Origin of the sequence: Nocardia vinacea (assembly GCF_035920345.1) — a bacterium.
Classification (GTDB): Bacteria; Actinomycetota; Actinomycetes; order Mycobacteriales; family Mycobacteriaceae; genus Nocardia; species Nocardia vinacea_A.
This window is the reverse complement of the sequence record NZ_CP109149.1, coordinates 2,625,011-2,644,825: the sequence shown is the minus strand read 5'-3', so window position 1 is coordinate 2,644,825 and position 19,815 is coordinate 2,625,011. Positions and strand designations below refer to the sequence as shown.

At 65.9% G+C, this 19,815-nt stretch carries 22 protein-coding genes; 16 read left to right on the top strand and 6 right to left on the bottom strand.

Going from position 1 to position 19,815, the window contains the following annotated elements; all coding sequences use genetic code 11:
- Positions 1-8 precede the first annotated feature (8 nt).
- The 5 genes from OIE68_RS12495 to OIE68_RS12475 form a co-directional block, all read right to left on the bottom strand.
- On the bottom strand, positions 9-992 hold the full coding sequence (locus tag OIE68_RS12495) for an alpha-ketoacid dehydrogenase subunit beta (RefSeq protein ID WP_327099543.1): 984 nt from the start codon (positions 990-992) through the stop codon (positions 9-11).
- A gap of 41 nt (positions 993-1,033) precedes the next feature.
- Positions 1,034-2,101 carry a pyruvate dehydrogenase (acetyl-transferring) E1 component subunit alpha gene (pdhA, locus tag OIE68_RS12490; protein WP_327099542.1) on the bottom strand — a complete coding sequence of 356 codons (1,068 nt, stop codon included), beginning with the start codon at positions 2,099-2,101 and terminating at the stop codon, positions 1,034-1,036.
- Between the two features lie 9 nt (positions 2,102-2,110).
- The gene (lpdA, locus tag OIE68_RS12485) at positions 2,111-3,565 is read right to left on the bottom strand and encodes a dihydrolipoyl dehydrogenase (RefSeq protein WP_327099541.1); all 1,455 of its coding nucleotides are present in this window, start codon (positions 3,563-3,565) and stop codon (positions 2,111-2,113) included.
- 155 nt (positions 3,566-3,720) lie between these two features.
- Complete coding sequence (locus tag OIE68_RS12480) at positions 3,721-4,920, bottom strand: helix-turn-helix domain-containing protein (protein WP_327099540.1); 1,200 nt, start codon at positions 4,918-4,920, stop codon at positions 3,721-3,723.
- A 72-nt stretch (positions 4,921-4,992) separates the two neighbouring features.
- The gene (locus OIE68_RS12475; protein ID WP_327099539.1) at positions 4,993-5,478 is read right to left on the bottom strand and encodes a MarR family winged helix-turn-helix transcriptional regulator; all 486 of its coding nucleotides are present in this window, start codon (positions 5,476-5,478) and stop codon (positions 4,993-4,995) included.
- 85 nt (positions 5,479-5,563) lie between these two features.
- Between OIE68_RS12475 and OIE68_RS12470 the strand changes: the two genes are divergently transcribed.
- The 15 genes from OIE68_RS12470 to OIE68_RS12400 all read left to right on the top strand — a co-directional run bounded on the left by OIE68_RS12470 (position 5,564) and on the right by OIE68_RS12400 (position 17,097).
- Complete coding sequence (locus tag OIE68_RS12470) at positions 5,564-5,935, top strand: VOC family protein (RefSeq protein ID WP_327099538.1); 372 nt, start codon at positions 5,564-5,566, stop codon at positions 5,933-5,935.
- 177 nt (positions 5,936-6,112) lie between these two features.
- Positions 6,113-6,757, top strand: coding sequence for a hypothetical protein (locus OIE68_RS12465; protein WP_327099537.1), 645 nt, complete (start codon positions 6,113-6,115; stop codon positions 6,755-6,757).
- 5 nt (positions 6,758-6,762) lie between these two features.
- Positions 6,763-7,929 carry an SRPBCC family protein gene (locus OIE68_RS12460; RefSeq protein WP_327099536.1) on the top strand — a complete coding sequence of 389 codons (1,167 nt, stop codon included), beginning with the start codon at positions 6,763-6,765 and terminating at the stop codon, positions 7,927-7,929.
- Positions 7,926-8,330 carry a gas vesicle protein GvpJ gene (gvpJ, locus tag OIE68_RS12455; RefSeq protein WP_327099535.1) on the top strand — a complete coding sequence of 135 codons (405 nt, stop codon included), beginning with the start codon at positions 7,926-7,928 and terminating at the stop codon, positions 8,328-8,330. The genes OIE68_RS12460 and gvpJ overlap by 4 nt, the downstream gene beginning before the upstream one ends.
- Positions 8,330-9,088, top strand: coding sequence for a GvpL/GvpF family gas vesicle protein (locus OIE68_RS12450; RefSeq protein WP_327099534.1), 759 nt, complete (start codon positions 8,330-8,332; stop codon positions 9,086-9,088). Before gvpJ ends, OIE68_RS12450 begins: the two co-directional genes overlap by 1 nt.
- Positions 9,089-9,091: 3 nt before the next feature.
- Positions 9,092-9,349 (top strand): gas vesicle protein GvpG, encoded by a 258-nt coding sequence (locus tag OIE68_RS12445; RefSeq protein WP_327099533.1) that lies wholly within the window; start codon positions 9,092-9,094, stop codon positions 9,347-9,349.
- Positions 9,350-9,363: 14 nt separating this feature from the next.
- On the top strand, positions 9,364-9,690 hold the full coding sequence (gene gvpO / locus OIE68_RS12440; protein WP_327101650.1) for a gas vesicle protein GvpO: 327 nt from the start codon (positions 9,364-9,366) through the stop codon (positions 9,688-9,690).
- Entirely contained in the window at positions 9,687-10,079 is a 393-nt protein-coding gene (locus tag OIE68_RS12435; protein WP_327099532.1) for a gas vesicle protein, read from the top strand. Before gvpO ends, OIE68_RS12435 begins: the two co-directional genes overlap by 4 nt.
- Positions 10,072-10,866 (top strand): GvpL/GvpF family gas vesicle protein, encoded by a 795-nt coding sequence (locus OIE68_RS12430; RefSeq protein ID WP_327099531.1) that lies wholly within the window; start codon positions 10,072-10,074, stop codon positions 10,864-10,866. Before OIE68_RS12435 ends, OIE68_RS12430 begins: the two co-directional genes overlap by 8 nt.
- On the top strand, positions 10,863-11,096 hold the full coding sequence (locus OIE68_RS12425) for a gas vesicle protein (protein ID WP_327099530.1): 234 nt from the start codon (positions 10,863-10,865) through the stop codon (positions 11,094-11,096). The genes OIE68_RS12430 and OIE68_RS12425 overlap by 4 nt, the downstream gene beginning before the upstream one ends.
- The gene (locus OIE68_RS12420; protein WP_040695647.1) at positions 11,093-11,383 is read left to right on the top strand and encodes a gas vesicle protein K; all 291 of its coding nucleotides are present in this window, start codon (positions 11,093-11,095) and stop codon (positions 11,381-11,383) included. The genes OIE68_RS12425 and OIE68_RS12420 overlap by 4 nt, the downstream gene beginning before the upstream one ends.
- A 52-nt stretch (positions 11,384-11,435) precedes the next feature.
- Positions 11,436-12,728: an ABC transporter substrate-binding protein gene (locus OIE68_RS12415; RefSeq protein ID WP_327099529.1), complete on the top strand. Its 1,293-nt coding sequence runs from the start codon at positions 11,436-11,438 to the stop codon at positions 12,726-12,728.
- A complete protein-coding gene (locus tag OIE68_RS12410; protein WP_327099528.1) occupies positions 12,725-14,545 on the top strand; it encodes a hypothetical protein in 1,821 nt (606 codons plus the stop codon). Before OIE68_RS12415 ends, OIE68_RS12410 begins: the two co-directional genes overlap by 4 nt.
- On the top strand, positions 14,542-16,173 hold the full coding sequence (locus OIE68_RS12405; protein ID WP_327099527.1) for a tetratricopeptide repeat protein: 1,632 nt from the start codon (positions 14,542-14,544) through the stop codon (positions 16,171-16,173). The genes OIE68_RS12410 and OIE68_RS12405 overlap by 4 nt, the downstream gene beginning before the upstream one ends.
- A 390-nt stretch (positions 16,174-16,563) precedes the next feature.
- Positions 16,564-17,097, top strand: coding sequence for an FHA domain-containing protein (locus OIE68_RS12400; RefSeq protein WP_327099526.1), 534 nt, complete (start codon positions 16,564-16,566; stop codon positions 17,095-17,097).
- Positions 17,098-17,126: 29 nt separating this feature from the next.
- Here OIE68_RS12400 and OIE68_RS12395 read toward each other — a convergent pair whose 3' ends face one another.
- Positions 17,127-17,789, bottom strand: a complete 663-nt coding sequence (locus OIE68_RS12395) for a S1 family peptidase (protein ID WP_327099525.1) — start codon at positions 17,787-17,789, stop codon at positions 17,127-17,129.
- Positions 17,790-18,335: 546 nt separating this feature from the next.
- Between OIE68_RS12395 and OIE68_RS12390 the strand changes: the two genes are divergently transcribed.
- Complete coding sequence (locus OIE68_RS12390; protein WP_327099524.1) at positions 18,336-19,814, top strand: dynamin family protein; 1,479 nt, start codon at positions 18,336-18,338, stop codon at positions 19,812-19,814.
- Position 19,815: the final 1 nt, after the last annotated feature.

Here is a 19,815-nt window from a genome sequence, read left to right as displayed (position 1 = left end):
AAGTCCTCTCAGCGGCGTCGGCCGACGGCCGCGAGTGTTTCCGCGGCGGCGGTGTAAAGGGATTCGGCGGACGGCAGCGCGATCTGTTCGAGAGTTTTGGCGTAGGGCAGCGGCACTTCCGCGGCGGCGACTCGCCGAACCGGTGCGTCGAGGTAGTCGAAGGCGCCGTCGGAGATGGAGGCGGCGATTTCCGCGCCGATGCCGTAGGTGAGCCAGTCGTCTTCGGCGACCACCGCGCAGCCGGTCCTGCGTACCGAGCTGACAATGGTGTCGCGGTCCAAGGGGCGCAGGCTGCGCAGGTCGATGACCTCGGCCGAGATCCCTTCGGTGGCCAGGCGTTCGGCAACCTGGGTGGCGATCGTCGCCATGCGCGAGTAGCCGATGAGGGTGATGTCGGTGCCCGGACGCGTGATCGCTGCCTTGCCGATCGGAATTGGTGGAAGATCCTCGGGCACTTCGCCTTTGGTGTTGTAGAGGGCGAGGTTCTCCAGGAACAGCACCGGGTCGTCGTCCTCGATCGCGGCGCGCAGCAGTGCCCGCGCGTCGGCCGGAGTGCTGGGGGCGACGACCTTCAGTCCGGGCACGAACGCGTAATACAGCTCGATGTTCTGCGAGTGGGTGGCGCCCAATTGCTGGCCGCCGCCACCAGGAGTGCGGATGACCATCGGCACGCTGGTCTGTCCGCCGAACATGCCGTAGATCTTGGCGGCGTGGTTGACGATCTGGTCCAGCGCCAGCAGCGAGAAGTTGATCGTCATGAGTTCCACGACGGGGCGCAGGCCGAGCATCGCGGCGCCGATGGCCGCGCCGACGAATCCCTCTTCGGCGATCGGGGTATCGCGCACCCGTTTCTCGCCGAATTCGGCGAGCAGTCCGGCGGTGATCTTGTAGGAGCCTTCGAAGACGCCGATCTCTTCCCCGATGAGCAGGACGTCGTCATCGCGACGCATCTCCTCGCGCAGGGTTTCGCGCAGCGCTTCGCGATAGGTCATGACAGGCACGGTGGTGTCCTCAGCGGTTGCGGGAAGTGTTTTCAGAACAGCGGATCGGCTGGCAGCCTTCGGGATTCACCGGCCACCGGGGTGGCATAGGTGTAGTCGAACAGGCTGGTTGGCTCGGGGTGTGGGCTGGCGTCGGCGAAGGCCACGGCGGCGTCGACTTCTTCGCGCACCTCGGCTTCGATGGCGGCAACGGTGTCCTCGTCGAGGACACCGGCGGCGATCAGCTCGCGCTGTAGCCGCGCGACCGGATCGGATTCGCGTGCGGTCGAAACCGCTTCGGCGCTACGGTATTTCGCGGGGTCGACCACCGAATGCCCCTTGAGTCGGTGGCTGACGGCCTCGAGCAGGGCTGGTTTTCCCTCCCGGCGGGCGGCTTCCACCAGCTCGGTGGCGATATCCCGCACCGCGAGTACGTCCGTCCCATCGACTCGTTCGCCGCGCATCCGGTATGCGCTGGCGCGCTTGTAGAGGTCGGGTTCGGCGGAGGACTGTTCGACGGTGGTGCCCATGCCGGTGTGGTTGTTGATCACGACGAACACTACGGGCAGATGCCACAGTGCCGCGATATTCAGCGATTCGTGGAATGCCCCGATATTGGTTGTGCCGTCACCCATTTGGCAGACTACGACATCGTCGCCGCCGCGGTAGTCGATGGCCAGTGCGGCGCCGACGGCCAACGGCAATTGGCCACCCACGATGCCGTAGCCGCCGAGCAGTCGGGTCGCGGTGTCGAACATATGCATCGAGCCGCCCCACCCCTTCGAGGTGCCGGTGGTTCGGCCGTAGAGTTCGGCCATCACCCGGCCGGGTTCGATGCCTTTGGCGATCGCGTAGCCATGTTCGCGGTAGTTGGTGAACAGGTAGTCGGTCGGGCGCATCGCTGCGGCGAGTCCGACGACGGTGGCTTCCTCGCCGAGGTTGAGATGGCAGTAGCCGCCGATCTTGGCCTGGGTGTAGCCCTGCGCGGTGCGCTCTTCGAAGCGGCGCACGAACAGCATGTCGCGGAAGTAGCCACGCAGGGTGTCGGGATCTGTACCGGCGAATGCCTTACGGGCCGCGGCTTTCGACGTGGTTTTACGGGGTGCGGTGGTCGTGGTCACGGTGGCTCCTCAGCGTTTGCGTGGCGCGATGTGTACGGGCAGTCCCAGGCCGGCCAGCGCCGCCTCCATGCCGATCTCGCCGAGGGTCGGGTGGGCGTGGATGGTGCCTGCCAGCTCGTCGAGCGTCGCCTCGAGCGAAATCGCCAGTGCGCCTTCGGTGATCAGGTCGCTGGCCGAGGGGCCGATGATGTGCACGCCGAGGACTTCCTGATGCTGTTGCCCGGCGACAATTTTCACGAATCCCTCGGTCTCGCCGAAGGTTTTGGCTCGCCCCAGGGCCGCGAACGGGAAGCGCGCGGTGATCACCTCGTGCCCGGCGGCGCGGGCGGCGGCCTCGGTGAGTCCGACGCTGGCGATCTCCGGATGGGTGAACGTGGCCGCGGGGATCACCGTGTAATCGATATGCGCCTGATGTCCGGCGATCACGTCGGCGGCGGTGAGGCCTTGATGGGAGGCGACGTGGGCGAGCAGCGCCCGACCGGTGACGTCGCCGATGGCGTACACGTGCGCGGTACCGGTACGCAACTGCTCGTCGACGGTAATGAATCCCCGGTCGTCGGTGGCGATGGCGGCAATGTCCAAGCCGAGGTCGGCGGTGTTGGGACGCCGCCCGACACCGACCAGTACCACGTCGGCATCGAGCTCGCGCGCCCGCGGGCCGTCGACAGTCACTCGCAGTGCCTGATTCGACTCTTGTGCAATGGACTTCACCGTTGACCCGGTGAGCACCGAAATGCCGCGCTTGCCGAAGGAGCGGCCCAGCGCGGACCCGATATCGGTGTCCTCCGCGGGAACGAGCCGGTCCTGCATTTCGACGATCGTGACCTCGGCGCCGAAGGTGGCGAACAGGCTGGCCCATTCGGCGCCGACCGCGCTGCCGCCGATGATCACCAGCCGCTTCGGCACCTCGGTCAACCCGAACGCGCCGTCGGAGGTGATCACGCCGGGCAGATCAGCGCCCGGAATCGGCAGCCGAGCGGGCACCGAGCCGGTCGCGATGATCACATCGCGCGCACTGACCTGCCGGATCAGCGTGGTCGGGGCGGCGGCGTAGCGCGGGCCCTGCGGACCGACGGGGGAGTGGCCTACCTCGTGCACCTCGACGGTGGTGGGATCGATGAAGCGGGCATGGCCCTCGATGACGGTCACGCCGTTGGCCGCGAGCAAGCCCGCGACACCGTCGGTGAGTTCCTTGACGATGCCGTCCTTGCGCTGGCGCACAGCGGCGAAGTCGAAGCGCACGTTCTCGGCGTAGACACCGAAATCTGCTGCGGCGCTGACGGTCTGGAAAACCTCCGCGGACCGCAGCATGGCCTTGGTCGGAATGCAGCCCCAATTCAGGCAGACCCCGCCCGGCCGCTCCTTTTCCACCAAGGCGACCGCCAAGCCGTGCTGAGCCGCGCGGATGGCGGCCACATAGCCGCCGGGGCCGCCGCCGACCACCAAAAGATCGAAGTCCGGCACTCGTGGTGCTCCTCGTCTCGAACGATTTCGACTCGGCACGGGTATGGCGCGAGTCATCATCGACGAGTCTTGTCACCACCCAGCGCACAGACAATCACTCCGAAGCCCAGGAAATCGGTCTCGAAAATGGGCGCTGAGCACAATTCCACGGGTGCCTATCGGTACTCCGGTTCGCCGAGTCGGAGCGCCGCGAGCGCGAGCGAAAGCTCCAGATAGGAGCGTTGTCCGTCGAGCGGACGACCGAGCAGGGTCGAGATGCGTTGCAGCCGGTTGATCACGGTATTGCGGTGGCAATGCAGACGCGGCGCGGCATTGGCCGCCGAGCAGTTCTCCGCCAGCCATACTGCAAGGGTGCGCAGCAGCGAGTCGCGTTCTTTGACCGGGAGCGCCAACACCGGGCCGAGGGTTCGGGTGACCAGCAGTTCGGTCAGGTCGGGCGAGCGGACCAGCAGCGCTTCCGGATAACGCTCGTCCAAGGCGACCAATCCCGTTGCGTCCCGGGGCATTGTCTGCATCGCGATGATAGCGAGCGCGTGCGCGGTATCGACATCCGCGAGTCCCGCGACAGCGGGGGAGACCCCGGCCAGTCCACGTATTTGGGGGCGAAGATGAGCCAGCACGGCAGCGCTGTCATGACGGGCCAGCGAAACCAGCCCGATCGTGGCATCCACCCGGTCATGCCATACCGACCGAATCCCCAACGCGCCCAACGCGGTTTCGGCGCCCGCGCGTAGCGGCCGTCCCTCACCGCCACGGACCGCGACCACCAGATAGCCCCCGTGGGCGGGCAAGTTCAGCTCGCGCGCCACCCGCGCGGCGAAGGTCGCATCATGCGCGCGCCCGGCGAGCAGATCCTCGATCAGCGCATGCCTGCGGCGTTCGTCGTGGCGTACCTGTTCGAGTTCGGCATTGCGATACGACGTGACCAGCGCCGAGGACAACCCATCGATCACCGTCCACATCGCGGTACCCGCCTCGCGGATCTCGCGTGCGTCGATCGCCTCGGCCTTGTCCAGCAACGCCTCCCACACGATCCCGCCGCCGAGGCGGAACGTGCGCAACATCGCCTCCAACGGCACCGCTTGCGCAGCGCGATGCCTGCCGATCGCCGCGGCCACATCATCGTGTTCGGGATCGGTCGCCGCCCCGCCCAGCAGATCCAAAATCCGGGTCAGATATTGCCGACAGCCTTCCCGCAGCTCCTTGCGCGGCACCGAGGTGTAATCCGTCCACTCCGGGTTATCGGTGAAAATCGCCGACAGCAACCGCCGGGTCAGCACTGGAATTTCCGCCCGGCAGGCCGCGGCCAACTTTCGTGTACCCACCGTGGCGACCGGATGCTGGGGTGTAGCCATACCCGTCGACGCTACTCAGTGCCGTTGCGGCGTCGATATGCGACACCGTCCCAATAGATTTCGTTGACCGGCTCAAGGGTGGGTGGTGGTTTCGTCGGCGAGGCGTTGCAGGTAGGCGGCGAACTGGCGGCGGTCGCGTTCGTGCCAGGACGCGGTTAGTTGATCGAAGCATCGGCGTTGCCAGTCGCGGGATCCGGCGAGCAGGTCTCGACCGTTGCCGGTGAGTTTCAGGACCACTCGTCGCCGGTCATGGGCGGAGTCGACGCGGGTGAGGTAACCGGCCGCGACGGCATCGCGGACCATGCGGCTGGCGCCGGAGTGATCCAGGCCGAGTTGATCGGCAACGGTCGAGACGGTGGCTTCGTCGGAAATCCGCAGCCCGGCCGTGACGGCTTCGACGACCTGGATGTGCTGGACCTGGCGCAGGTCGTGGTCCGGGGCCGCCGCGGTATCTGTCAGGGCCTGGTTGATCCAGCGGCGTGACCAGAAGCGAACCAACCGGAACAACGCCGGTCCGCCATCGGCGGTCTCACTGTTTCGGGCAGCACTGACATTCATCTCGACATTGTATGCGATCCGCACGTATATTTGTGTGCGTATCACATACAAATGAGCCGTACTCGGTTCCAGCACAGGAGGTCGCATGACCATCGTTCTCAATCACACAATCGTGCCCACGACCGACAAGCAGGCGGCGGCGACGTTCTTCGCGGAGTTGATGGGGCTTTCGGTGTCGCCTCCGAACGGGCCGTTCGTGCCGGTGACCGTCAACCACGAGCTGACCTTCGACTTCGACCACCGTGGCAGTGTCGAAGCAGGGCACTATGCATTCCTCGTCGATGACGCGACCTTCGACGCGGTGCTGCACCGATTGTCGAAATGGCCTGCTGTCGATTACGGTTCCGGCCCCGAGAACGGCTGGGATCGGGAGATCAACCACCTCGCTGGAGGGCGAGGGGTATATGTTCGCGACCCCGACGGCCACAGCTATGAACTGTTCACGGCTGTTCCGTGAACCTCGCAGTCCGACCGCTTTTCGCGGGCCGCACCCATGGACCTATCCGGTAACCAGGAATACGCTGAAGTTTGCCAAATATTCTGCGTCCCGATCTACCCCACTCTGGGGCGTCGTATCTCGGACGCCCGGGCTTCGCTGATGCGTTTGGGTGTCGAGGTGAGCAAGGAGTGAGCCGTGAAAGGTGGAGTAAGAATTGCCATAGGGGTGGGCATCGGGTACGTGCTGGGGCGCACGCGCAAGATGCGGTTGGCGTTGGCGCTGGCGGGTGCGGCGATGGCAAGGCGGTCGGAGGGAACGCCTGCGGATCTGCTCGAGCGGGGGACATCGTTGCTCAGATCGTCGCCGGAGCTGACTCAGATCACTGATACCGTCAAGGGTGAATTGATAGGCGCTGTGCGGTCCGCCGCGGTCACCGCCGCCAGCCACCGCATCGACGCGCTCAACGCCCGGTTGCAGCAGCGTGCGATGCCCGATCCGCAGGAGGACCGGGGCGATTCGCGGGAGCCGGATTCCGACGAAGACGAACTGCCCGAGGACGAACTGCCCGAGGACGAACCCGCCGAAGAAGAACCGGCCGAGGACGACGAAGACGAGGACGAGGACGAGGACGACGAGGACGAGGACGACGAGGACGACGAGCGGACCAGCGCGCGGCCGCGGCCGCGCCGGACGCGTACGGCGGTGCGTAGGACGGGCTCCCGGACCTCGGATCGTGCGCCCGGCTCCGCCGAGCGTAAGGCACCCTCGACCCGCCGACGCCGTAGTCGCGTCGATACCGATGACGCCGACGAAGCGCCCGTGCGACGCACGAGGAGATGAGGCCGATGGCGGCCAAGACATTGCGTGATACGACGGCCGGAGTCGGCAAGAAGGCCGCCGCCTCCGCGGGCCGGGCCACCAAAGCCGCGACCGGGGCGGGGTCGACCATCCAGAAGAAGACCCAACAAGCCATTCCGGCCAGCCCCCTGCAGCAATCGGTGCAGAATCTCACCGCAACCCTGGCTGCACGCGCAGCCTCCGGGCTCTCGGGCACGGTATCGAAGACCGCGGACCGGCTGAATCAATACGCTGAAGACGGTGGGGGAAATCTACTTTCGGCGATAACCGGAGTGGAAAAACTCAGCCAAGGCGCCACGCCGTTGCAAGCGGCGATGAGTGCGGGCATGGACAGGCTGAAGCACTCCGTCCGCGACAACTTCGAAACGGTCAAGGAGTCCATGACCGGCGGTAAGGGCAAGGGGGGCGGCAAGAAGCGCAAACCGACCAATATCGTCGAGCAGCTCGATCTCGGCGTTCCGATCGACCTCGCCTATGACCAGTGGACCCAGTTCGCCGAATTTCCGAAGTTCACCAAGAAGGTCGAGCAGGTCGAGCAGGTCGCCGACGAGAAACTCACCTGGACCGGCAAGGTGTTCTGGTCAAGGCGGACTTGGAAATCCACGATCCTCGAGCAGGTGCCTTTCGAGCGAATCGTCTGGCGTTCTTCAGGCGCCAAGGGCTACATCGACGGCGCGGTGAGTTTTCACGAGATCACACCGGATCTCACCCGCATCCTCGTGGTGCTCGAGTACCAGCCCAACGGCGTCTTCGAGAAGACAGCCAACCTGTGGCGCGCGGCCGGTCGCCGATGCCGCTTGGAGCTCAAGCAATTCGAGCGGCACGTCATGACCGAGGCTGTGCTGCACCCCGACGACATCGTGGGCTGGCACGGCGAGATCCACGACAGCAAAGTCGTCAAGGACGACGAGACCGCACGGCGCGAGGAACAGGAGAACGCCGAGGCCGAAACTGCGGACGAAGAAGATCGAGACGAAGAGGAACCGAAAGACGAGTCCGACGAAGAGGAACCGAAAGGCGAGTCCGACGAGTACGACGAGGACGAGCAAGACGAGGACGAGCAGACCGCACCCGCGCGGCCCCGCCGTCGATCGGGCTCGCAGCGCCGCACCACAGCGGCCCGCCGGTCGAGCGAGAGGAGAGCACGAACATGACCATCGAACCCGCAGGCGGTGGCGGAACCGGCACAATGGCGCGCCCGAATTCCTCCAGCCTGGCCGACGTTGTAGACACGATTCTCGACAAAGGACTGGTTATCGACGCGTTCGCGCGCGTGTCGTTGGTCGGCATCGAACTGGTGACCGTCGACGCCCGCGTCGTCGTGGCCAGCGTCGACACGTATCTACGCTTTGCCGAGGCCGTCAATCGGCTCGAAATTTCCACCAGTGAACCCAAGGGCTTGACCGATATCGTCGGCGACGTCACCGAGGGTGCGAGCAAGCACAAGACCAAGGGTGCGCTCGAGGCGGCGGGCGAGAAGGTCAAGAGCTTCCTCGACGACGTCGAGGACAAGCGCCAAACAGCACCCCGGTCTTCGCGGCGCAGGGAGGAATAATGGCTACCGGCCACGCCCTGTACGTCTACGGAATCGTCCCTGCCGATGTGGAGCCGCAGCCGCATGCCAGTGGTGTCGGCGATCCCCCCGGCGATGTCGCAGTGGTGCGACACGGCGAGATCGCCGCGCTGGTCAGTGACGTCGCCACCGATCGCCGGCTCGGCGATCCCGATGATCTCGCCGCACACGCCAAGCTGCTGGACGAGTCGGCGGCCGTGGTTCCGGTGCTGCCGCTGCGCTTCGGCGCGGTGATGACCGATGCGGAGGCGGTGGGGAACGAGCTGCTCGGGGAACACGAGGACGAATTCCGTGCCGCGCTGGAGGAACTGGAGGGGCGTGCGCAGTTCGTGATCAAGGGGCGCTACGTCGAGAATGCCGTCCTGCGTGAACTCGTCGACGAGAACGCCGAAGTCGCCCGGCTGCGCGAGGAGATCCACGACAAACCCGAAGACGCCACCCGCGATGCCCGGATCGCACTGGGCGAAATGATCAACCAGGCGATCGAAGCCAAACGCGCCGAGGACACCCGCAGGGTGATTTCCGAACTCGAGGAGTTCGACCCGCTCGTCAACCAACGCCAGCCCACCCACGAGGAGGACGCCGTGCACGTCGCGGTTCTGGTCGACACGAGTCGGCAAGGCGATCTGGAGGATGTGTTGCGCCGGCTCGCCAGGGACTGGGACGACCGGGTCGAACTGACCCTGCTCGGACCGATGGCAGCCTACGACTTCGTGACCAAGCAGGCACCCGAGAGCTGAACCATGGGTCTGGTCTCAGCGATCTTGTCGTTGCCCCTCGCACCGGTGCGCGGCGTGATCTGGCTGGGCGAACTGATCCAGGACCAGGTAGAGCAGCAGCTACAAAGTCCCGCGGCAGTGCGGCGCGAACTCGAGGAGATCGATGAGGCCGCCGCGGCCGGTCGCCTGTCCGAAGAAGAGCGGAAGCAAGCGCAGCAAGCCGTCCTCGATCGCACACTCCCGTCCTCGGACGACACGACGGCGACTAAACGGAAGGAGTGACTCGCGTGGCACGCATGACCACTCCGGAAAACCCCGAGGATGTCGACGCGGTGCCGGACGAACCGCCTCCCATCACCGCGGCACAGGCCTCGGCCGCGGCAATCGAGATCCTGGTGGAACTGACCTCGAAGCACGTGGAGGGCGTCACCTCCATGGAGCCGATCGAGGACGGATGGCTGGTAGAGATGGAGGTGCTCGAGGATCGCCGCATCCCCTCATCGGGGGACATGCTGGCGCTCTACGAGCTCGAGCTCGATTTGGACGGAAATCTGCTGGCCTACCGCAGAACCAGGCGCTACTACCGCGGTAGCACCGATATCGGTGGAAGAGCTCGACCATGACGGTGGTCGGAGGCGAGTCCTCGGCACCGCAGCCGTACGGCGGCGGACATCAATCGACGAATCTCGCCGACATCCTCGAACGGGTGCTCGACAAGGGCTTGGTGATCGCGGGGGACATCCAGGTGAATCTGCTCGACATCGAACTGCTCACGATCAAGCTGCGACTGGTCATCGCGTCCTTGGAGACGGCCAAGGCGGTCGGCATCGACTGGTGGGAGACCGACCCCTGGCTCAACAGCAAGGCCCACACGCTCGAGCGGCAGGATCACGACCTCGAACTCGAGAACCGGGAACTGCGCGACCGAATCGCCGAACTCGAGGCCGCAGGCAAGCGCCACCAATCCATCGAACGCCGCCGCGAACCCGAGGAATCGAAGGACCGTGACTGAACAGGTCGGCGTCTGGTTGTACGCGGTCACCCGGGCCACGGACGCCGCGGCGGGATCGGGCTCGGTCACCGGCGTCGCGGGCGAGCCGGTACGCGCGGTGGTCTCGGATGCGCTGGCGGCGTTCGTCGGATCGGTGCCGCTCGAGGTATTCGGGGAGCAGCCACTACGGCGGAACTTGGAGGATCTGGACTGGCTGGCGGCGACGGCACGGGCGCACGACGCCGTGGTGTCAGCGCTGGTGCGCCGCGGCCCGACCGTCCCGCTACGCCTGGCCACGGTCTTTCTCGACGACGAGCGGGTGCGCGAGCTGCTCGATACGAGGCGTGCGGACTTCATCGCAGCGCTGACGCTGGTGACCGGCCGCACCGAGTGGGGCGTGAAAGCCTATACCGACCGTGCCACCCTCACCGCCGCAGTGGCCGATGCCAGGGCCGCGAGCACGGGGAGCGGAAAGGGTACGGGCACGGCCTATCTGGCCCGTCGCCGCGCGGAACTGTCCGCACAGGAAACCGTGGAACGCGACGCGGCAGAACGGGCCGAGGCGGTACATGCGCGCTTGGTTCGCCAGGCCGCCGCGGGACGTCGTCAAGCGGCGACGGATCCGGCGCTGAGCGGCCGCCGCGACTGGATGGTGCTCAACGGCACCTATCTGGTCGATGACGACCACGCCGCTGACTTCGCCGCGACCGTGAACGAACTCGGCAAGGAATTGCCCGGCATCCGGCTCGAAATCACCGGTCCGTGGCCGCCGTATTCGTTCGCCGGCGTGGATCAGGAGCCGATATGAAACCCGCCGACCAGAGCGTCGACGGCGAGCGCCGGGTCGCACTCGTCGATTTGTTGGACCGAGTGCTGGCCGGCGGCGTAGTCATCTCCGGCGACGTCAGGCTGGCCATCGCGGACGTCGACCTGGTCGCAATCTCGCTGCGAGCCCTGATCTCATCCATCAGTACGCTGTCTGTGTCTGCGGTCGAGTCCACGGCGTCACACCCTGAACTGGAACCGCCCCCGAGATGACTGAAATCGGTGGCATTCCACCGCGTATCGATACCGACCCCGAATCCGTCGAGCGCGGTCTGGTCACGCTTGTGCTCACACTGGTGGAGCTGCTGCGGCAACTGATGGAACGGCAGGCACTGCGGCGCGTGGACGATGGCGAGCTGACGGAGACCCAGATCGAACGCATCGGCACCACCCTGATGCTGCTCGAACAACGCATGGACGAACTGCGCGACCATTTCGGCCTCACCCCAGAAGATCTCAACATCGACCTGGGTCCCTTGGGAAAGCTTCTTCCCGACTAGGAGGGTGATGGAATAATCCTCGGCGACACCATAACCGCTCGGTTGGGGGAGCATGGGGACGAGAAGAGCTTTGCTGCAAGCGGGTTGGGTGTTGCCGCTGGCCGCGTGTGCGCCGCAGCTGTTGTGGGGCGATTCGGGGTCGATCCGGATCGGGGTGTCGTGGAGTGGGGCGGAGCTGGCTGCCTTCCGGAAGGTGTTGGCGCCGATGCCGTTCGCGCGATCGGTGGATGTGATTCCGATGGGCGACGAGGTCGGTACCGCGTTCAGCGCGGGCGGGAAGTCGGCGCCGGATATCGTGCTGCTGCCGCAGGCCGGTCAGGTTCGCGCACTCGTCGACGACGGTAAGCTTCGGCCGGTCCCCGATGCGCTGTGGACCGACGACCAAGGGGCGCGGTATCCCGAGTTGTGGCGACAGCTGTTGTACTACAACGGAAAGCCGTACGGGGTGCCGTTCAAGGCCGCCGACAAGTCGCTGGTCTGGTACGACCGGCAGACCGTCGACAAGTATCACCTCGGCGACCCCGCCGATTGGACGATCGCGGATTGGGTCGACCGGATCGAGGTGCTAGCGGACACGCCGATCCGGTTGCTCGCCCTCGCCGCGGCGGACGGCTGGGTACTGACCGATGTCTTCGAGAATGTGCTGCGCGCCGAATCTCCACGCACCTACGACGATTTGACGACCACCACGCAGGAGCGCGTCTGGGACCGGCCTGCCGTGCGCGCGACGTTCGGAAATCTCGCCCGGCTGTGGGGCCGACGGCATGCCATCGCGGGCGGAGTCGCGGTGGCGTTGACCCGTCAGTTCCCGGACGCAATTCGAGAGGTGTTCGAGCACCGCCGCGCCGCCATGGTGATCGCGCCCGATTTCGCCGAACCCGTTGTCCGCGAGTGCCTTCGAGCCTCGGGCCGAAGGCTGGAGGAGGTGGTTGGTATCGCACCGTTCCCGGTCACCGGCCTCGGTGGTGAACGGCCACGGATTGTGGGCGGCGATGTCATGGTGGTGACCAAATATGCCGGCTCGCGCGCTGATGAGGTGGTGGCGGCGCTGGCTGCACCGGAGGCGCCGCTGCCCTGGATTCAGGGCGACGGCGGCTTCATCGCCCCGAATACGCGGACCACCGTGCGCTATTCGGCACTGCTGGAACCGATCGCGCGGTCGCAGAGCCCCTGGAGCGCGTTCGACCTGTCCGATCAGCTAGGAGCGGTGGGTGGCCGTAATGGGTTGTGGCGCATACTGACCGACTTTCTCGTCGCGATCGGCGACGGTGCCGCCGAGCCGCCGGATGCCGCGATCGATCGCGCGATCGCCGCATTGGACGGATTCGAGCGGAGTCGCCGATGACGGGTGTGGCCGACTTCCGTGCCAACGGAATGCGCATCGAGCTCGCGACTCGCCGGATGCGCGGCCCACTGATACCGGGCGGGCGGCCGCATCGCTGGCTCGGTTGGGCCGGTCTGCTGGCGGTCGGGTTGATTGCGGCGTTGCTGGTGGCGCCCGCGGTGTGGACGGTGGCGATCGCGGTGCCCGCGCGTCCGCGAATCGTGTTCTCCTGCACGCTTGTTGCCTGTGGTGCCGTCGCCTTCACCCTGATCCGCAGGCGTGGATCGTCGAGCCGGGCACGGCTGTCGGTGCTGGCGGCTTGCGCCGTGCTCACCGCGCTGGGGCTCTGGTTGCTCGCCGACGCCCTGGCCGACGACGGACGATGGGCGTACCTGCTGACCATGCTGTGGGTCGTCTTCGGTCTGGTCCTGCTGCTCGTCGCCGTCGGCATCGCCTGGCTGTCACGCGATTCGCGCAGGTTGTGGGCGCCGCTGATCGTGCCGTTCGGTATCTCTGCATTCGTCTCGGGTGTCGCCTTCCGGATAATCTTCCAACATCTCGCCGCTCGGTTCGGCATCGAAAGCGTTGGCGGGTACCGGATCTGGTTCGCGCTGATGCTCGGTTCGGCGTTTCTGTGGACCTGGCTGGGTTTCCTGACCGGCTTGTTGCGCGCCGATATCCGTGCCATCGAGGCGGATCCGGTGCGGTCGGGCTATCTGCACAGGCAGGGAAAGCGTTTCCCGCTGCTGCGCCTGCTGGAGTTGGTGCGTCCGATCCTGCTCATTCTCGGATTGGTCGTCGCGGTCGCCGCGGCCCGGGTCTTCGATGTGGTGCTGATCGGGGTACCCGGTTCAATGCAGTATCAGCTCGACAGTGCGACCGTGCAGTGGTGGCGACTGGCCACCGACGGCGATCTCGGCGCGGGTGTCGCCGCGGCGTACGCGCTGCCGTTGGCGGTGCTGGTCGGCTTCGTGGCCTGGCTGCCGCGGACCGGCGTGCGCGGACAGCGCGGCGGCCGGACCCATGCGGCGGTTTCGCCGCCGGTGGATGCCAGTCGCCGCATCGGTCCGGTGCGCGCGATCGGGATCGCCGCGGTGTCGCTGTTCGCGTTGGTGCCGATCCTGGTGCTGATCGCCGTTTGTCTGAACGGCCCCAAGGGATTCGGGCTTTCCGCGCTCACCGGTATGTGGCGCGATGAATCCTTCCGTGCGGCATGGCAGACGACATTGCTGGTGGCCGGGTTGGCGACGATCGTCGTGGTGGCGGCCGCACTTCCGGTGGCGCATCGATTGGCCGCGGGGCGTCAGGAGGGTGTGGTCTCGCGGATCGCGGTGGTGTCCCTGGTGGTCCTGTCGGTGCTGCCCGCGCAGAGCTACCTAGGTTCCCTCGATGCGTTCATCGACACGTTCAACTTGTCCGGCACCAGGATTCCGTTGATCTTCGTGCACGCCGCCGCGGGATTGCCGATCGCGATCCTGATCCTGCGCGGTGCGATGCTGGCCCCGCCGGACACTCCGGCCGATGCGGCGCTGCACGGGCTGGCCAGTCCGGGCACCGTCACGCGGCGGCTGCTGGCATCGGCGGGCCCGGCCGTAGTGGCGGTCGCGGTACTGGAATTCATCCAGGTGTGGAACGACTTCTTCATCGGGCTGATGATGAACGGCGCGGGTGCCAGCCCCTGGTCGTTGCTGCTGTGGGGCGAGGCACGGCAATTCAACGAGAACGCCGCGGAATTGGCGGCCGGGTCGCTGCTGTCGGCCGTGCTGCCCGTGCTGCTGTTGCTTGCCACGTGGCGCCGCTGGCTGGTACCGGGACTGACCGGCGGGACGCTGTCGTGACGGCGCCACGCGGATACGAGGCGCCGCAGCAGATCACGCCGCGCTCGTCGATCTGGGAGGGCGTGCTCGGCACAGCGGGTGTCGTCGCATGGGCGCTGGTACTCGAACTCGGTCGCAATATCGTGGTCAACTCACTCGGCGACAGCGATGTCGTCAAGGTGATCGGCGGGGTGCTGCGCGGGCTCGCCATCGTCGCAGTGCTGGGCGCCGGCGCGTATGTGGCTTACCGACGCATAGACAGCTTTCGCGAAAGAGTGCGCACCGAAAGGGAACTCGCCCTGATCGCCGAACTCGTCGAACCCGGCGAGCCGGTACGCTTCGTCGACGCCAGAAACTGTCCTGATCCGCCGCAACAGCTTTCCGAACTCGATCACGATCCCATCCTCGCCGCATTGCGGGACCTACCGGTTCAGGAATTCGAGACAGCCGCTCTGCTCGCGGTGCTGTCTGCCACCCTCGAGGCGCCGACCCGGTTGCCCCCGGATTCCGCACCCGACGGGCGCACCGCGACGCTGTTGCTGGCCGACCTCGAGGTACGCGGAGTCATCGATTATCTCGGCGCCGACCGATATTGCCTGCGCAAGGCTCCGCGGCTGCCGCTCACCGCGGAGGTCGTCCGTGGACCCCACTGGCGGGCGGCGTTGTCCGCACTGCTGCATCACTACGCGGACCGGGCCAGCCGCTGGGCGATCGCCTTGGAAACGGTTCGTTTCGCCAAGGGGGCGCGACGCTGGTTCGAAGCGGAAGAAGAATATCTGCGCACGCTCTTCCCGATTCCGGCAACGCGGCTACCGACGGCGGCGGTCCACGAACTCGCCAGAATCGCGGACGCCCTCGACGTCTGGTACGCCCGGAAGGGCCTGCCCGAGAATGCCTACGGCGTCGCGCAGGCGCTGTGCGAACTCACCGATCCCGACGACTTCCCGCTGCGTGGCGAGCTGGCTGCACTGCGCGCGGGCCGCCTACGCCGACGGCCGCGGAAGTACCGTCCACGCGCCCTGTCCACCAGTCTGTCCGCGCGCTGGTCGCACTACGCCGCGCTGCATCGACTCGAGGCCGCGCCGCCGAGTCCGACCGTACTGTCCGAGTCGGCAGAACAACTGGAAGCCGCCTGGTGGGTGCTGCCGCGTGCGGATCTGGCCGCAGTGGTGTGCGCGCTGATCAACCTGGCCGTCGTCCACTTACATCAGGGTCGGTTGGACGCTGCCCAGGACCGCCTGGAATTGGCTGAATCCTTGACCCGCGACGGCCGCGACCCCGATGGCCGTGCCCAGACGCGCGAAACACTCGGGGTCCTCTGGTGGACCCGCGGTGAACCCCGCCGGGCCCTTCGGCATTGGCAACGCGCTCTCACCGCCTACCGCGAGCTCGGAGACGATCTCGGTACCGGTCGTTGCCTGCAGCACCTCGGATCGGCGGTGGTCCTCGCCCCGGAACACGGTGGTCTGCTGCTGGGTAACGACCCGGCGCGCACCCGTACCGAAGTTCTCCGGCAGGCCGGCGGCTGGCTGGCCGCCGCCCGCCGCCTGCACCCCGATGCCCTGCACGCCGAACACTATGCGCGCCAAGCCGGTTCGACACTGCACACCGTGGATCGCTGGCCGCTGCCTGCCCCGGATCCGCAATAGCCGGGGTTCCCGACGCGCCGGGGAAGAATTGCGACCGAACGAGCAACCCCACACTCTGATTGCCGAACTCTTAGTCTGGAATATTTGCGTAAATGAGACCTAGGGAACGATCAGACCCCCGCCCCGCATATCAATTGAGTTGAATTCGTACATTAAGCGGCAGAACGGCGCATTCTGATCTTACAAATCAGTGCCGGCAGTTCATGACGTACCTCGGATTGGGAACCACGCATCATGTCCACGTCATACGGACAACAGGCCCTGCGTCACGACCCCTACCCGGACGCAGGCGAACATGCGCGGCAACAGTCAGCCGGTGGTGGCACTCTTTCCCACCGGAGCGGCTACGGAATTCGGCGCGAGATTTCACTCGACCGCGACACGCACAGTATGACAATCGGGCGGTCGGAGGCGGCCGATATCACCGTGACCGACGCGACCGTCTCGCGCCTGCACGCCATAATCAAGCGGGTGAGCGACTGCTGGGTCGTCATCGATAATGGGCTGTCGACAAACGGGACCTTCGTCAACGGCGAGCGCATCGGCGGGTATCGCAAACTCGAGTCCGGCGATTCGATTCGGCTCGGGAAGTCGGTATTCATCTTCACCGACGGCCACCCATCCGAGGATGAACGAACAATTGCCCAGACCGGTCTCCCGGCCCGTACTGCGCTGACCGACGCTCAGTATCTGATTCTCGAGGCACTATGTCGCCCGTACGACGCTGAGACCGGGTTCACCTACCCCGCATCGAACTGGCAGATTGCAGACGATCTCTGCCTGAGCGTCGCCACGGTGAAGACTCACATGCGGGCGCTGTTCAAAATATTCGACGTCGAATCCTTCCCGCAGAACAAAAAACGCGTGTTTCTAGTTGAGCGCGCACTCGACAGCGGCGTGGTCGTCAATCACCACGGGCGGTAGGACTTCGGCTGGAATGTGCGGTGACGCAGCTAGATCGGGCGGAAACCCGCTCCGATATCACCGCGCGCGTCGACGTCGCCCATGATGGCGGCAATATTCGCGCCGAGCTGCGGTCCCAGGCACGGCACCCTCAGGTATCCGTTCACCATGCCGACGAGCGTTGTGCCGACCACGACCGGTCCGCCGGAGTCACCGGGAAGGACGCATATCTGCGTCCAGGTCCAGGTGTCGGTCTGGAACACATCTCCGTAGGCCAGTCCACAGGTCTGGCCCGTGGTATAGCCTTCCTTGCACGCGACGTCCGGGAACTGCGCCGGACCGCCCAATCCGGTAATCGTCGTATTACCCACGCGATTCACGGGTACGACCTTGTCCGGATCGAACACGATGACGGCGTAGTCCATATCGTTGTTCGCGTAGGCGAAGGTGCCCACAACACCGGCGTCACGGTTGGCGTCGGCAACGACCGTGGTACCCGCCTCACCGCAATGACCCGCGGTGAGCCCGACCAGCCGACCCGCAGCATCGTGCCCGATCGTGGTGAGCGTGCAGACGCCTTGGTCGTTGACGATAATGCCGGAACCACCGCCCAGAACAGACGGGTCTATGGCATGCGCAGTGCCTACTTGCACCCCGGCCGGCGCTGCGCATGCTGCGAGCACAGCCGCAGCCCTCGCGAGCTTCTTGAACATGTCCAATCCAATCGCTGAGCTGCAACTATCCGGTCATACGAGGCAGATGCCCGTACCGAGGGGGAAGATCGGCGGTACGAAGCAGACCCACCACAGTAATGGGTTCCACGACAAAACGGCAGGCTCGACTTGCGGGGGCAATTGTTCGGCGGCGGGTGCCACTTGGACAGGCGCAGGGGGAGCAACCGGGGCGGGAGCGGCGGTAGCTACGCCTGACCCGAGAGCAATCATCGGTGCGAGCGCTGCCACTGCTAGGGCTGCGCGAATTTTGGTGCTGTTCATGATGGTTCCTTCAACTGGGGTTCAGGGATGCCCTCGTCCGTCGAAGACTTCCCGCACGTGAACACCACCAACTCTTCTCGTAGCGCGTCCGGAAGATCATCCTCCCCCGGGTTGGAAACCCTCACACCTCGGTGGCGCGCGCCGTCACCCCAGGCCATCGGAGAACGTCGACGCAGAGAAAGAAGTGTTAGGCACACGCTGCGGATTCGGTGGCGCAATGATGTTCGGTATGGGTGAAACCATGCGGGTTACCCGAGTGCCGATATGAACACGGCAGCGCCGATCGCCAGGGTCGACAGAATCATCGAGGCCGCCCATCGCGTTTACTTCGGTAACCGCGCCGCTACCGATCGCCTCGAAGAGGGCGCGCGACGGCTGCACGAACCGCTGCGCATCGCATTGGCCGGTGCCGTCAAGGCCGGAAAGTCGACACTGCTCAACGCACTGGTCGGCCAAGATATCGCCCCCACCGACGCCACCGAATGCACCCGCGTCGTGACCTGGTACCGGCACGGTGCCACGCCGACGGTCATCGCTCGGCTCGCGAGCGGCCGGGCTGAGTATGTACCGATACAGCGAGCCGACGGTGGTCTGACGTTCGACCTCGGGAAGCTCGTGGCCGCGCAGGTCGATCGAATCGACGTCGACTGGCCGGTGCCCCGCCTCGCGCGCACCACGATCATCGACACCCCCGGAACCACGTCACTGTCGAGGGATGTGTCCGCGCGCACACTGCGATTGCTGACTCCGGACACCGGCTCCGCCGGAGCCGATGCGGTGGTCTATCTGTTTCGTGCGCTCGACGATTCCGACCTCGCACTGATTCGTCAGATCGGCGAGCACGTCGGCGGCAACGCCGGTCCGCTCGGAATCGTCGGCGTCCTCTCACGGGCAGACGAACTCGGTGCGGGCCGTCCGGACGCAATGCACTCCGCCCGCGCGGCCGCCAAAGACTTCACGCGCGAATTGGAAACGACGGGCCTGTGCCAGGCGGCCGTACCGGTTGCAGGTTTGCTCGCCTTTACCGCGAAAACTCTTCGACAGAGCGAGTTCGTGGGCCTTCGCCGGCTTGCCACGGTCGCACCGGCCGACCTGGAATTGGCCATGCTCTCGGCCGACCGATTCCAGCGAGCCGACTATCTGCCGATTGATTCCGCGGCGCGACAGCACCTCGTCAGACGTCTGGGGCTATTCGGAATCGGCATGGCACTGACTCGACTACGGTCCGGAACCAGCGATTCGGCGGCTCTGGTCGACGAATTGATCGCACGCAGCGGTATCGGTGAACTCGAGCGCGTCATCGACATTCAGTTCGGCCAGCGGGCGGACGAATTGAAGGCACATACCGCGCTGCTGATGCTGCGGCAGATATTCGCCGCCGACCCGGCCCCGCAGGCCGTACCGCTCGGCCAGGAAGTCGCGACACTGCTCGCGAATGTGCACGGCTTCGAAGAACTCCGACTCCTGAGTCGGCTCCGCTCGACCGAGACGGTGTTGTCCGAGCACGAACTCACCGATCTGCAACGGGTGATCGGCGGTCACGGGACGGGACCGGCCGAACGCTTGGGAATCGAACCGTTCGCGGTCGCGGGCGTGGGCCAGGACGTCGCATTGGCGGAAATCAGACGATGGCGATCCCGGGCCGAACACCCGCTCGCGGATCAGTTCACCGCCAATGCCTGCATTGTGGCGGCCCGCAGCGCCGAAGGCGTGCTGAGCGAGTTGCGGCGGGGTGTTCGATAGG

What these genes read in the sequence shown, in the direction of transcription:
- OIE68_RS12495 (WP_327099543.1), bottom strand. Translation starts at nt 992, where the DNA reads ATGACCTATCGCGAAGCGCTGCGCGAAACCCTGCGCGAGGAGATGCGT.
- OIE68_RS12475 (WP_327099539.1), bottom strand. Translation starts at nt 5,478, where the DNA reads ATGAATGTCAGTGCTGCCCGAAACAGTGAGACCGCCGATGGCGGACCG.
- gvpJ (WP_327099535.1), top strand. Translation starts at nt 7,926, where the DNA reads ATGACCATCGAACCCGCAGGCGGTGGCGGAACCGGCACAATGGCGCGC.
- OIE68_RS12400 (WP_327099526.1), top strand. Translation starts at nt 16,564, where the DNA reads ATGACAATCGGGCGGTCGGAGGCGGCCGATATCACCGTGACCGACGCG.
- OIE68_RS12460 (WP_327099536.1), top strand. Translation starts at nt 6,763, where the DNA reads ATGGCGGCCAAGACATTGCGTGATACGACGGCCGGAGTCGGCAAGAAG.
- OIE68_RS12395 (WP_327099525.1), bottom strand. Translation starts at nt 17,789, where the DNA reads ATGTTCAAGAAGCTCGCGAGGGCTGCGGCTGTGCTCGCAGCATGCGCA.
- OIE68_RS12445 (WP_327099533.1), top strand. Translation starts at nt 9,092, where the DNA reads ATGGGTCTGGTCTCAGCGATCTTGTCGTTGCCCCTCGCACCGGTGCGC.
- gvpO (WP_327101650.1), top strand. Translation starts at nt 9,364, where the DNA reads ATGACCACTCCGGAAAACCCCGAGGATGTCGACGCGGTGCCGGACGAA.
- OIE68_RS12480 (WP_327099540.1), bottom strand. Translation starts at nt 4,920, where the DNA reads ATGGCTACACCCCAGCATCCGGTCGCCACGGTGGGTACACGAAAGTTG.
- OIE68_RS12425 (WP_327099530.1), top strand. Translation starts at nt 10,863, where the DNA reads ATGAAACCCGCCGACCAGAGCGTCGACGGCGAGCGCCGGGTCGCACTC.
- OIE68_RS12410 (WP_327099528.1), top strand. Translation starts at nt 12,725, where the DNA reads ATGACGGGTGTGGCCGACTTCCGTGCCAACGGAATGCGCATCGAGCTC.
- OIE68_RS12415 (WP_327099529.1), top strand. Translation starts at nt 11,436, where the DNA reads ATGGGGACGAGAAGAGCTTTGCTGCAAGCGGGTTGGGTGTTGCCGCTG.
- OIE68_RS12435 (WP_327099532.1), top strand. Translation starts at nt 9,687, where the DNA reads ATGACGGTGGTCGGAGGCGAGTCCTCGGCACCGCAGCCGTACGGCGGC.
- OIE68_RS12390 (WP_327099524.1), top strand. Translation starts at nt 18,336, where the DNA reads ATGAACACGGCAGCGCCGATCGCCAGGGTCGACAGAATCATCGAGGCC.
- OIE68_RS12420 (WP_040695647.1), top strand. Translation starts at nt 11,093, where the DNA reads ATGACTGAAATCGGTGGCATTCCACCGCGTATCGATACCGACCCCGAA.
- OIE68_RS12450 (WP_327099534.1), top strand. Translation starts at nt 8,330, where the DNA reads ATGGCTACCGGCCACGCCCTGTACGTCTACGGAATCGTCCCTGCCGAT.
- OIE68_RS12470 (WP_327099538.1), top strand. Translation starts at nt 5,564, where the DNA reads ATGACCATCGTTCTCAATCACACAATCGTGCCCACGACCGACAAGCAG.